The following is an 11581-nucleotide window of genomic DNA, read 5'->3' as shown; positions in this document are numbered from 1 at the left end:
TTACTCGGCCGCTTCGCGGATGCCGCCGGAGGGCGTGTCGGGGAAGGTGCAGATGACCGTCGTTCCCTTATCCATGCCGGTTTCGATGCGCACCGTTCCGCCGTGCAACTCGACGAAGCTTTTGACGATCGACAGCCCCAGCCCGGCGCCCCGCCGGCGGCCGCCATTGGCGCGCGGCTCGAAGCGGCGGAAGACCGATTCCAGCACGTCCGGCGGCATGCCGGGCCCGTCGTCATGCACGGAGAATTCAACCCCTTCGGCAAGCTGGCGGCAAGTGAGCGTGATGGTGCTCGCCTCCGGCGCGTAGTTCGCGGCGTTGCTCAACAGATTGTAGAGGATCTGGCGAACACGGGTCTCGTCGCCATGGAAGCTCTTCGGCGCCGCTGCGGCGTCTATCCTTAGCTTGATCGAGTGTTCCTCCAGCCGGTCGGCGACGAGCTCGGCCGCCGCCGCGATGGTTCGGTCGATGCTCATCTCCGAAATGTCGAGCTGCATGATGCCGGCGTCGACCGTCGCCAGGTCCAGTATGTCGTTGACGATGGTCAGCAGCACCGAGGACGACGAGCCGACATGCTCGACATATTCGCGCTGCTTCGGCGTCAGCGGTCCCGTCGCCGGCAGCGACAGAAGCTCGGTGAAGCCGATGATGTTGGTCAGCGGCGAGCGCAGCTCGTAGGAGACGTGCTGCACGAACTCGTTCTTCAACTGGTCGGATTTCTCAAGCGCCTCGTTCCTGTCCTTCAGCGCCCGCTCGACATTGACGGTGTCGGTGACGTCGACGAAGGTCATCATCACCTGGCCGTTGGGCAGGTGGATCACGGCATAGCTCAGCACGGTGCCGTTGACGAGCTCGGTCTGGCCGTGGCGGTCGCGTCGTTCGTCGTCGAAGCCGGTGATGGCGGCGACGAAGCCGCCCCACGGGCTGTCGGCAGCGCGCCGGTCGCAAAGGTCGCGGATCGCCGAGACATGCACGTTGGGCTTGATCGCATCCGGCTCAAGCCCCCACAGCGCCACGAAGGCGGGGTTGGACAGGCGAAGCCGTCCGTCCGGCCCGAACACCGCCACGCCTTCCGCCAGATTGTCCAGCGTCTCGCCCTGCACGCGCACCGCGGTCCGGTAGCGGCTTTCAAGATCGATCTTCTCGGTCAGGTTCTCGAACACCCAGGTCACGCCGCCCTTGGGCTGCGGGTTGGCCACCACGCGGATCGTCTTGCCGTCCGGCAGGTGCCACCAATGCTCCTGCGATTCCACGGCGCGATAGGCGCCGAGCAGGTTCTCCTTCCAGCGCCGCCACTCCGGCTGCTCGGCGATCTTGCCTTCGCTGCGCAGCCGGTCGAGCAGCAGCGCATTGTCGGGCGCGCTGTGCAGGAAGCCGCTGTCGAGGCCCCACAGCTTCTGGAATGCCTGGTTGAAGAAGCGCAGCTTTTCGTCCGTGTCGAAGATCGCCACAGCCGTGTTGAGCTGGTCGAGCGTGTCGGCATGGCTGCGCACGGTCCGCTCGTATTCGGCGCGGATCGTCTCGATCGCGCTGATGTCGCAGGCTAGTCCCGCCGAGCTGTCGGTGCTGGCGAAGTCGGTGACCGAAAACATCCGGCGGTCACCCTCGATCACCGTCGACAAATTCTGCTCAAAGACAGGGCTCGACTTGTGCTGCTCGGCGATCTGCTCACGCGCCTGGCCGCCGAGGAACTCCTTCGCCTCGCGCACGGCGGCTTCCGCGCTTTCCGCTTCCACTGCCTCGGCATAAGCGCGGTTGACCCATTTCAGCCGCCCGTCGGCCGCGCGCAACCATGTCGGCATCTTCAGCGCGTCGAGCAGGCCGAGCATGGTGTCGTAATCGGCGCCGAGCCGCTGGTTTTCGATCTTCAATCGAGCCTGGCTGCGCAGCGTTTCCGACAGTGACACGAAACGGACCAGCACATGTGCGGCGCTCTTGCGGCCGTGCACTTCCAACGGCATGCCCGCCTGCGTTTCGATGACGAGGTCGAAGGCCTTCGCCTGGTCGCGGAGCGCCGCTATGGCGTTCTCGAGCGCCGCGGCGGAGCGCGGCATCAGCCAGCGGCCGAAGGCGAGGAAGGCGGACCTCTCGTCCGGCGCGCCGCTTTCGAGCGGCAGGCTGCCGATCAGCTCCGGCTTCTTGTTCTCGGATGTCCAGACGACGACGCGCTGGTCGCGCAAATTGAGCAGGGCCTCGGAACGCTGCAGGGCCGCGTTCACGTCGGCGATGCGCGCCCTCAGCTCGACATTTTGCGATGCCGTCCGTGCCCGCTCGCGGATCAGGAAGATGGCCGAGACGAGCGCCGCGCCCATGACGCCGACGAACATGGCGAGCTGCATCACCTCGACGGTGCTGACCGCCGGGGCCATCCTTTGCGTGATGCCGGTGTCGGCATGCGCGGCAAGACCAAGCAGCGGGCCGGCAAGTGTGGAGGTGGCGAGCAGTGCGCCGAGGCGAGCGGCGGCGCGCCACGGAAAACCGCCGCCTGACGCGACGGAGCCGGTACCGATCGAATCCTCGTGGCCGCCGGAAACGGCCTTTCCCGCTCGTGGCGGGTTTTCCCCCGGCATGTCTTGGTCCTCTTCGCCGCTTGAATGCAAGACCGCCCTGAATGCGTCCCCGGCCCAACTGTCCCCGGACCGCGAATCACAACAATAACGCCTGCAGGAATCGGCGTGAAGAATCACGGGCGCAAAAAATGAAGCCGGGCGGAAAGTCAACGCCCGGCTTCAATATATTGTAGATATTTTAGCTTTGGTTAATAGCGGTAGTGTTCCGGCTTGTACGGACCCTGCGGCGTCACGCCGATATAGGCGGCCTGTTCGCCCGACAGCTCGGTGAGCTTGGCGCCAAGCTTGTCGAGATGCAGCCGCGCCACCTTCTCGTCGAGGTGCTTCGGCAGCACGTAGACCTGGTTCTGGTACTGGCCGTGCTTGGTGAAAAGCTCGATCTGCGCCAGCACCTGGTTGGTGAAGGAGGCCGACATGACGAAGCTCGGATGCCCGGTAGCGTTGCCGAGATTGAGCAGGCGTCCTTCGGACAGCAGGATCATCCGCTTGCCGTCCGGGAAGGTGATCATGTCCACCTGCGGCTTGACGTTGGTCCATTTGAGGTTGCGCAGCGAGGCCACCTGGATCTCGTTGTCGAAGTGGCCGATATTGCCGACGATCACCATGTCCTTCATCGCCCGCATATGGTCGAGCGTGACGACGTCCTTGTTGCCGGTGGTGGTGATGACGATGTCGGCCGTGGGTGCGGCGTCTTCCAGCGTCACCACCTCATAGCCGTCCATGGCCGCCTGAAGCGCGCAGATCGGGTCGACTTCGGTGACCTTGACGCGGGCGCCGGCGCCGCGCAGCGAGGCCGACGAGCCCTTGCCGACGTCGCCGTAACCGCAGACCACGGCGACCTTGCCGGCCATCATCGTGTCAGTGCCGCGGCGGATGCCGTCGACCAGCGATTCCTTGCAGCCGTATTTGTTGTCGAACTTCGACTTGGTGACGGAATCGTTGACGTTGATCGCCGGGAAGGGCAGCAGGCCCTTCTTCTGCAACTGGTAGAGACGGTTGACGCCGGTGGTCGTCTCCTCGGTGACACCGCGGATCGCTTCCCTCTGCTTGGCGAAGAAGCCGGGCGAGGCCTTCATGCGCTTCTTGATCTGGGCGAACAGGATCTCTTCCTCTTCGCTGCCGGGATTGGACAGCACGTCCTCGCCGGCCTCGGCGCGCGCGCCGAGCAGGATGTACATGGTGGCGTCGCCGCCATCGTCGAGGATCATGTTGGAGGTGCCGCCGTCGGCCCACTGGAAGATCCGGTCGGTGTAGTCCCAATAGTCCTCGAGCGTCTCGCCCTTGATGGCGAACACCGGAATGCCGGCCTCGGCGATCGCCGCGGCGGCATGGTCCTGGGTCGAGAAGATGTTGCAGGAGGCCCAGCGGATATCGGCACCCAGCGCCTTCAGCGTCTCGATCAGAACCGCCGTCTGGATCGTCATGTGCAGAGAGCCGGTGATGCGCGCGCCCTTGAGCGGCTTCTTGTCGCCGAACTCCTCGCGGCAGGCCATCAGGCCCGGCATTTCGGTTTCGGCGATCTCGATCTCCTTGCGGCCCCATCCGGCAAGCGAAATGTCGGCGACCACAAAGTCCTTGCTACCCGTCATGGCAGTGCTCCGGTGTGATTGTCTCAAAAAGCGCGCCGGCGCCGGGACGGCGCATGGAGGGGCGCGGATTGCCGGCCTGACTAGCAGATCGGTCGCCAAACGACAATGGGATATAAAGAAATCTTTATGCGCGCATGTCTTTGGTGACGTGGCGCATGTCGCTCAAAAGCGTGTTGCGGTTTTGGGATAACGACATGCACCAAAACAAGAAGTTCAGATTTCCTCGCCGAACCGAGAGGCGACCAGCTGCTCCAGCGCGTCCATCGCCGGGCCGGCCTGCGGGCCGATGGCGGTGACGCGGATCGAATAGCCGGGGCTTGCCGCCAGCATCATCAGGCCCATGATCGATGTGCCGCCGACCTTCACCCCGTCCTTCTCGACATGGATGGTGGCGTCGAAACCGCTGGCGACCTGGACGAACTTGGCCGAGGCGCGGGCATGCAGGCCGCGCTGGTTGACGATGGGGAACTCCCGCACGACCTCGTCCTTGTCCGGCGACAGTGCGTTCATTTGCTGCTCAGAAGCTGGCTGGCGACGTTGATGTATTTGCGGCCGGCGGCCTGCGCCTCGTCGAGCGCGGCGGCCATGTTGTCGCCCTTGCGGACCGAGGAGAGCTTGATCAGCATCGGCAGGTTCATGCCGGCGATGACCTCGGTGCGGCCGGATTCCATGACGGAGATGGCGAGGTTGGACGGCGTGCCGCCGAACATGTCGGTGAGCACGATGACGCCGGCCCCGGTGTCGACGCGCGCCACCGCGTCGACGATGTCGGCCCGACGCTTCTCCATGTCGTCGTCGGCGCCGATCGCGACCGTTTCGAAATTGTCCTGTGGCCCCACCACATGTTCTACGGCATGCCGGAACTCGGTGGCGAGTTGACCGTGCGTCACAAGCACGAGTCCGATCATTCGTTGGTGGCTCCCGTCATCGCCGCTTTACAGGCGTATCTTATGTTCGCCGGCCATTCCAGGCGGCGGGAGCGCTATCTTGTCGACGCACGGCCGGTTGACAAGCCCAAAATTGCGACGGCCTGGGCCATTTTGACGCATTGCAGCAAAAAAGCCGGACCGGATCACGAAAAAGGCAGGATCGACAGCCGCGCCATCACGGCCGGCAATGCTGTGACGGCATTGCGCTCGGCAAGATCGACGCGGGGCACCGGGCAGCCCGCGACCGGCTCGCTGATCTCTTCCTGGAAACGGGCCATCTCTGCCTTCGGCACCAGCCGGATATGCAGGTCGATCACGCCGCCCGGCTCGAACGGCAGCGGTCGCGGCATGAAGCCCGGCACTTCGGCGAGGCCGGCGATGATGGCGGGCGCCCGGCAGACCAGCCGCCCGCCATGCGCGGCGGCAAGCAGCCTGTCGTCGCTGATCAGGCGCGAAAACAGCCCGCGCGCCCGGCAATGATCGATGAGCGTCAGCGCCAGCGTCGTCTTGCCGGCGCCGGACGGCCCGGTGATGAGGACGCCGCGCTCGCCGATGAGGATCGCCGTTCCGTGGATGTTTTCAGCAGGACCGGGCATGATCGTATCTTGATCAGCCTTCGGCCGGCAGCGTCACCACGAAGCGCGCGCCCTTGATCTCGCCGGGCTTGGTGCCGGGGATGTTCTCCGCCGTCAGCGTGCCGCCATGCGCCTCGACGATCTGGCGGCTGATCGACAGGCCGAGGCCGGAATTCTGGCCGAAGGCCTCGCCGGCGGGCCGGTCGGTGTAGAAGCGTTCGAAGATGCGGTCGATCTTCTCGGCCCTGATGCCCGGGCCGTTGTCGTCGACGGTGACGATGTTGAACTTGCCGGCGCGCGCCAGCGAGATGGCGATGTGGCCGTGCCCCTCGGGAACGAAGGAGCGGGCGTTCTCGATCAGGTTGGTTATGACCTGGCCGATCCTGAGATCATGGCCGATGACGACGTAGCCTTTGACGCCTTGCGGCAGCTTGGCGACCTTGAGCTCGATCTCGACCGCCTTCTTGTTGCGCGTCGTCTCGCGCGAGACCGCGATGAGGTCGGTGATGAACTTCTTCAGATCGACGGTCGAGGCATCCTCGCGCGCCAATTCGGCGTCGAGACGGGACGCGTCGGAAATGTCGGTGATCAGCCGGTCGAGCCGCTTCACATCGTGCTGGATGATCTCCATCAGCCGCGCGCGTGAGGTGTCGTTCTTGGCCAGCGGCAGCGTTTCGACCGCGCTGCGCAGCGAGGTCAGCGGGTTCTTGAGCTCGTGCGAGACGTCGGCGGCGAAGCTTTCGATCGCCTCGATGCGCGCATAGAGCGCGTTGGTCATGTCGCGCACGGCGATCGACAGATTGCCGATCTCGTCCTGCCGGTCGGAGAAATCGGGGATCTCCTCGCGGCTCTTGACGCCGCGCCGCACCCGGACGGCGGCCGCGGAAAGCCGCCGCAGCGGATTGGCGATGGTGGAGGCAAGAAGCAACGAGAGGATGGCGGTGACGAGGGCCGCGATGCCGAACACGCGCAGGATCGCCTTGCGTTCGGCCGCGACGATCTTGTCGATGTCGCCGCCCTCGGTGGACAGCATCAGCACGCCGAGCACGGCGCGGAAGCGCTGGATCGGCACCGCCACCGAGACGATCTGCTCGCCCTGCTCGCTGACCCGCACGATGGTCGAAGGGCCGCCGGTCAGCGCCTTGACCACTTCGGGGAAGGCCGCGCCGTTGCCGCCGGGCTGCTCGTGATAAACGGGCAGGTCCTTGTTGCGGAAGAAGTCGAAGACGAATTTCTCGACGCGCTCCAAGAGGTCGGGCTGTTCGTCGTCGACCGGCGGCAGGTCGTAGCGCAGGATCTGGCCGCGCGAATAGAGATGCCGCGAATCGAGCAGAAGGTTGGCGTCGCGGTCATAGATGCGGGCGCGCGTGCGTGTCGGCGAGATCAGCCGCCGCAGCACCGGCGCCACGCGCTCGGGATTGATCGGGAAGTCGAGGTTGTCGAGCTGGTCCGACCCCGGCCCCAGGCTTTCGCCGGCCTGCAGCTCGAGCAGCTTTTCCGGATCGATGCTGATCGAGTCGGTCTCGACCGTCGCCGAGGCCGCGATAGCGCCGGCGATGATCTCGCCTTGCGTCATCAGGCTTTCGACGCGGGCGTCGATCAGTCCGTCGCGGAAGGTGTTGAGGTAAAGGATGCCAGTGACCAGCACGGCGAGGCCGGCCAGGTTGAGGAACAGGATGCGCCGCGTCAGGCTGGAGAAGATGTGATGGCCGAGAAACCGGCGCATCGGCACCGTGATCTTCGACACGAATGCGGGCACCATGCGCGACGGCCGCCTCGCCGCGCCCGTCCGCCTGCCTCGCTCTACGTCCACTGCCATCGAATAGCAGCTCCCGGCCTGTTCCTATGCATGTCGCCCTCCATGCACTGTTGGGCGACACGCATCAACTCATGCTTCGCGGAACCGGTATCCGACTCCGTACAAGGTTTCGATCATCTCGAAGTCGTCGTCCACGGCCTTGAACTTCTTGCGCAGCCGCTTGATGTGGCTGTCGATGGTTCGGTCGTCGACATAGACCTGTTCATCATAGGCCGAATCCATCAGCGCATCACGGCTTTTTACCACGCCGGGGCGCTGCGCCAGCGAATGCAGGATCAGGAACTCGGTCACCGTCAGCGTCACCGGCTCGCCCTTCCAGGTGCAGGTGTGCCGCTCCTGGTCCATCACCAGCTGGCCGCGTTCGAGCGAGCGGGCCTGCTGGCTGGGCGTCTTGGCGGCCGCTTCGCGGGCGCTGGTGCGGCGCAGCACCGCGCGCACCCGCTCGACCAGCAGGCGCTGCGAGAACGGTTTGCGGATGAAATCGTCGGCGCCCATCTTGAGGCCGAACAATTCGTCGATCTCGTCGTCCTTCGATGTCAGGAAGATCACCGGCAGGTCGGACTTCTGCCGCATCCGGCGCAAGAGTTCCATGCCGTCCATGCGCGGCATCTTGATGTCGAGGATGGCGAGATTCGGCGGCCGCGCCGCAAGACCTTCCAGCGCCGACGCACCGTCCGTATAGGTTTCGACGCGGTAGCCTTCGGATTCGAGCGCAATCGACACCGAAGTCAGGATATTGCGGTCGTCATCGACAAGCGCGATTGTTGCCATTTCAAGCGGCTCCCTCATGAGCGGTCCCTTCTGTCGTCGAGAAGGGGCTTTTGCAGGACAAATTGGGTACAAAATGTGGCACAGGCCCAGTTCGAAGTCACGGGCGGCCGGCCGCTACACACGATCGCACCCATACCGGGATTGGACGAACGAAGCCTGCCAATCCTTTGGGCAACCTCTGTGATTTTTTGCACATATAAACGATTTAAACAACTTTCAAATTTTTTAAATCGATTAATGATTTGATATCATTCGCCTTTTCTGTTTCTGAACCTGTCGTCCCCTTTGCGGCTCCCGGAAATCCACCGGTCAGACGCGGCCAGAATCCAGAGAGGAAATTTGATGTCGGAAGCCGGCAAACGCAACCCCGACTGCGCCATTGACGCGATCGGCCTGAAAACCACGGGCACGGTGCGTTACAATTTCGGCCCCGCCGAACTCTACGAGGAAGCGATCCGCCGCGGCGAAGCGAGATTGACGGCGCAGGGCGCGCTGGTTGCCCAGACCGGCCAGCACACCGGCCGCTCGCCGAAGGACAAGTTCGTCGTGCGCGACGACAACACCGGTCCGCATGTCTGGTGGGACAACAACAAGGCGATCTCCCCGGCCGAGTTCGAGACGCTCTACGCTGATTTCCGCGCCCATGCGGCCGCCAGGGATCTCTATGTGCAGGACCTCGTCGGCGGCGCCGACGACGATCTCAAGCTGCCCGTTCGGGTCGTCACCGAATTCGCCTGGCATTCGCTGTTCATCCGCAATCTTCTGATCCGCCCGCAAGCCGCCGAGCTCGAGCGCTTCGTGCCGGAGATGACGATCATCGACCTGCCGTCCTTCCGCGCCGACCCGGCTCGCCACGGCACACGCACCGAGACGGTGATCGCCGTCGATCTGACCCGCAAGATCGTTTTGATCGGCGGCACGTCCTATGCCGGCGAGATGAAGAAGTCGGTGTTCACCATGCTGAACTACCTGCTGCCGGAGAAGGGCGTGATGCCGATGCATTGCTCGGCCAATGAGGGACCCGCCGGCGACGCGGCCGTCTTCTTCGGCCTGTCCGGAACCGGCAAGACGACGCTGTCGGCCGACCCGTCGCGCACGTTGATCGGCGACGACGAGCACGGCTGGGGCCCGCACGGCATCTTCAACTTCGAAGGCGGCTGCTACGCCAAGACCATCAGGCTCTCGGCCGAGGCGGAGCCGGAGATCTTCGCCACCACGCAGCACTTCGGCACGGTGCTGGAGAATGTCGTGCTCGACGCCGGCCGCGTGCCGGATTTCGATGACGGCAGCCTCACCGAAAACACGCGCTGCGCCTACCCGCTGGATTACATTCCCAATGCCTCGAGGACCGGTCGCGCCGGCCATCCGAAGAACATCATCATGCTGACGGCGGACGCCTTCGGCGTCATGCCGCCGATCGCCAGGCTGACGCCGGCGCAGGCGATGTACCACTTCCTGTCCGGGTACACCGCGAAGGTCGCAGGCACCGAGAAGGGCGTCACCGAGCCCGAGGCGACGTTCTCGACCTGTTTCGGCGCGCCCTTCATGCCGCGCCATCCCTCCGAATACGGCAAGCTGCTGCGCGAGCTCATCGCCGGCCACGGCGTCGACTGCTGGCTGGTCAACACCGGCTGGACCGGCGGCGCCTACGGCACCGGCCGCCGCATGCCGATCAAGGTGACGCGCGCCCTGCTGGGTGCTGCGCTCGACGGCTCGCTAAATGGCGCCCAATTCCGCACCGACGCCAATTTCGGTTTCGAGGTCCCGGTGGCGGTTCCGGGCGTCGACGGTGCCATTCTCGATCCGCGCTCGACCTGGGCCGACAAGGCGGCCTACGACCGGCAGGCCGCAAAGCTGGTCAACATGTTCGCCGTCAACTTCGAGAAATTCGAAACGCATGTCGACGCGGCCATCCTCGGCGCGGCTCCGCGCCTGCAGGAAGCGGCAGAATAACCGCCAGAGGGACTGCTATGGCCCGGCCCAGGCCGGGCCTTTTCTTTTCGCGCCTGTCGCGTCATGACTGCGGTATGAACGCCGACGAAAAGATCATCATCGCCAGTGAAGCGGTCATCCATCCGGGTGACCTGCATGAGGATTTCATCCGCTCGTCTGGTCCGGGCGGGCAGAACGTCAACAAGGTGGCGACGGCCGTGCAGCTGCGCTTCGACGCGGCAAACGCTTCTGGGCTGTCGGAGCGGGTGCGGGAGCGCGCCATCAGGCTCGCCGGCCAGCGCGCCACCAAGGATGGCGTCATTGTCATCGAAGCCGGGCGCTTCCGCACCCAGGAGCAGAACCGCGCTGATGCGCGGGCGAGGCTGACGGCACTAGTCGCCAAGGCGGCCGAGCCGCCTCCGCCGCCGCGCAAGAAGACGAAGCCGTCCAAGGGTGCCGTCGAGCGGCGCCTCAAGACCAAGGCCGGGCGCTCGACGGTGAAGAAGCTGCGCGGCCGGGTCGAGAGCGACTGAGGCCGAGATCAGCCGGCGGATCCGCTTTCGGGTCGCGGAGCCATCTTATCGATGGCATGCTCGGGCGAATTGATCGGATCGAATCTCATGCTCGTTCTGCCCAAGGGCGTTCGCCATATGCCGGGCTATCTGCCGCGCGCCGCGCAGGAAGCGCTGGTCGAGGAGATCAGGCGCGTCGTGCAGGCGGCACCGCTCTACGTGCCGGCCATGCCGCGCACCGGCAAGGAGATGAGCGTGCGCATGACCAATTGCGGCGCGCTCGGCTGGGTGACCGACCGCGAGCGCGGCTATCGCTACCAGCCGACGCATCCGGTGACAGGTCAGCAGTGGCCGCCGATTCCCGAGGCGTTGCTGAAAGTGTGGCGCGAGGTCTCGGCCTACGCGCATCCGCCGGAAGCCTGCCTCGTCAATTTCTACTCGGCGGACGCCAGGATGGGCCTGCACCAGGACCGCGACGAGGAGGATTTCGCCGCGCCGGTCGTGTCGGTGTCGCTGGGCGACGACTGCCTGTTCCGGGTCGGCCAGACCACGCGCGAAGGCGGCACGAAGTCATTCAGGCTGAAAAGCGGCGATGTCGTCGTGCTCGGCGGCGAGGGGCGTCTCTCCTTCCACGGCGTCGACCGCATCTACCCCGCGACATCGGCATTGTTGAAGAATGGCGGCCGCATCAATCTGACGCTGCGGCGGGTGACGGTGCCGGGCTAGAACAATTCCAGGAAAAGTGTGAAACGGTTTTCCGTCCGGAATGCGTAAAAACAAATAGCTAGGGCGGTTCGGCAATTCTGAGAGGTGGGGCGGAGCGTCAAGTCGACTGATCCGACCCCGCCGCAAGCTAACTGAATCTACAGATTTCTCCCATAAGAAC

The 11581-nt window shown here is 64.7% G+C and carries 10 protein-coding genes; 3 read left to right on the top strand and 7 right to left on the bottom strand.

What is annotated here, in order from left to right:
- From EN853_RS09165 to EN853_RS09130, 7 genes are all read right to left on the bottom strand, one after another.
- Positions 1-2568, bottom strand: coding sequence for a PAS domain-containing sensor histidine kinase (locus EN853_RS09165; protein ID WP_127859406.1), 2568 nt, complete (start codon positions 2566-2568; stop codon positions 1-3).
- Between the two features lie 188 nt (positions 2569-2756).
- Entirely contained in the window at positions 2757-4157 is a 1401-nt protein-coding gene (gene ahcY / locus EN853_RS09160; RefSeq protein WP_127859407.1) for an adenosylhomocysteinase, read from the bottom strand.
- Between the two features lie 213 nt (positions 4158-4370).
- Positions 4371-4667 carry an HPr family phosphocarrier protein gene (locus EN853_RS09155; RefSeq protein WP_127859408.1) on the bottom strand — a complete coding sequence of 99 codons (297 nt, stop codon included), beginning with the start codon at positions 4665-4667 and terminating at the stop codon, positions 4371-4373.
- Positions 4664-5065, bottom strand: coding sequence for a PTS sugar transporter subunit IIA (locus tag EN853_RS09150; RefSeq protein ID WP_067002921.1), 402 nt, complete (start codon positions 5063-5065; stop codon positions 4664-4666). The genes EN853_RS09155 and EN853_RS09150 overlap by 4 nt, the downstream gene beginning before the upstream one ends.
- Positions 5066-5229: 164 nt before the next feature.
- Complete coding sequence (locus tag EN853_RS09140) at positions 5230-5682, bottom strand: HPr kinase/phosphorylase (protein ID WP_127859410.1); 453 nt, start codon at positions 5680-5682, stop codon at positions 5230-5232.
- A 13-nt stretch (positions 5683-5695) separates the two neighbouring features.
- Entirely contained in the window at positions 5696-7480 is a 1785-nt protein-coding gene (locus EN853_RS09135; RefSeq protein ID WP_127859411.1) for a sensor histidine kinase, read from the bottom strand.
- Between the two features lie 69 nt (positions 7481-7549).
- Positions 7550-8251 carry a response regulator transcription factor gene (locus tag EN853_RS09130; RefSeq protein WP_127859412.1) on the bottom strand — a complete coding sequence of 234 codons (702 nt, stop codon included), beginning with the start codon at positions 8249-8251 and terminating at the stop codon, positions 7550-7552.
- Between the two features lie 342 nt (positions 8252-8593).
- On the opposite strand from EN853_RS09130, the gene EN853_RS09125 reads away from it, so the two are divergent.
- The 3 genes from EN853_RS09125 (at position 8594) to EN853_RS09115 (ending at position 11421) form a co-directional block, all read left to right on the top strand.
- Positions 8594-10204: a phosphoenolpyruvate carboxykinase gene (locus tag EN853_RS09125; RefSeq protein WP_127859413.1), complete on the top strand. Its 1611-nt coding sequence runs from the start codon at positions 8594-8596 to the stop codon at positions 10202-10204.
- Positions 10205-10278: 74 nt separating this feature from the next.
- Positions 10279-10716 carry an alternative ribosome rescue aminoacyl-tRNA hydrolase ArfB gene (arfB, locus tag EN853_RS09120; protein WP_127859414.1) on the top strand — a complete coding sequence of 146 codons (438 nt, stop codon included), beginning with the start codon at positions 10279-10281 and terminating at the stop codon, positions 10714-10716.
- 87 nt (positions 10717-10803) lie between these two features.
- Complete coding sequence (locus tag EN853_RS09115; protein WP_127859415.1) at positions 10804-11421, top strand: alpha-ketoglutarate-dependent dioxygenase AlkB; 618 nt, start codon at positions 10804-10806, stop codon at positions 11419-11421.
- Positions 11422-11581 lie beyond the last annotated feature (160 nt).

This window comes from Mesorhizobium sp. M1C.F.Ca.ET.210.01.1.1 (assembly GCF_004791585.1).
Classification (GTDB): domain Bacteria; phylum Pseudomonadota; class Alphaproteobacteria; order Rhizobiales; family Rhizobiaceae; genus Mesorhizobium.
Note: the sequence above shows the minus strand (reverse complement) of the source record. Positions and strands in the feature narration are given on the sequence as shown.

Excerpts from the sequence above, each read along its gene's own strand:
- EN853_RS09165 (WP_127859406.1), bottom strand. The coding sequence starts at position 2,568 with ATGCCGGGGGAAAACCCGCCACGAGCGGGAAAGGCCGTTTCCGGCGGC.
- ahcY (WP_127859407.1), bottom strand. The coding sequence starts at position 4,157 with ATGACGGGTAGCAAGGACTTTGTGGTCGCCGACATTTCGCTTGCCGGA.
- EN853_RS09155 (WP_127859408.1), bottom strand. The coding sequence starts at position 4,667 with ATGAACGCACTGTCGCCGGACAAGGACGAGGTCGTGCGGGAGTTCCCC.
- EN853_RS09150 (WP_067002921.1), bottom strand. The coding sequence starts at position 5,065 with ATGATCGGACTCGTGCTTGTGACGCACGGTCAACTCGCCACCGAGTTC.
- EN853_RS09140 (WP_127859410.1), bottom strand. The coding sequence starts at position 5,682 with ATGCCCGGTCCTGCTGAAAACATCCACGGAACGGCGATCCTCATCGGC.
- EN853_RS09135 (WP_127859411.1), bottom strand. The coding sequence starts at position 7,480 with ATGGCAGTGGACGTAGAGCGAGGCAGGCGGACGGGCGCGGCGAGGCGG.
- EN853_RS09130 (WP_127859412.1), bottom strand. The coding sequence starts at position 8,251 with ATGGCAACAATCGCGCTTGTCGATGACGACCGCAATATCCTGACTTCG.
- EN853_RS09125 (WP_127859413.1), top strand. The coding sequence starts at position 8,594 with ATGTCGGAAGCCGGCAAACGCAACCCCGACTGCGCCATTGACGCGATC.
- arfB (WP_127859414.1), top strand. The coding sequence starts at position 10,279 with ATGAACGCCGACGAAAAGATCATCATCGCCAGTGAAGCGGTCATCCAT.
- EN853_RS09115 (WP_127859415.1), top strand. The coding sequence starts at position 10,804 with ATGCTCGTTCTGCCCAAGGGCGTTCGCCATATGCCGGGCTATCTGCCG.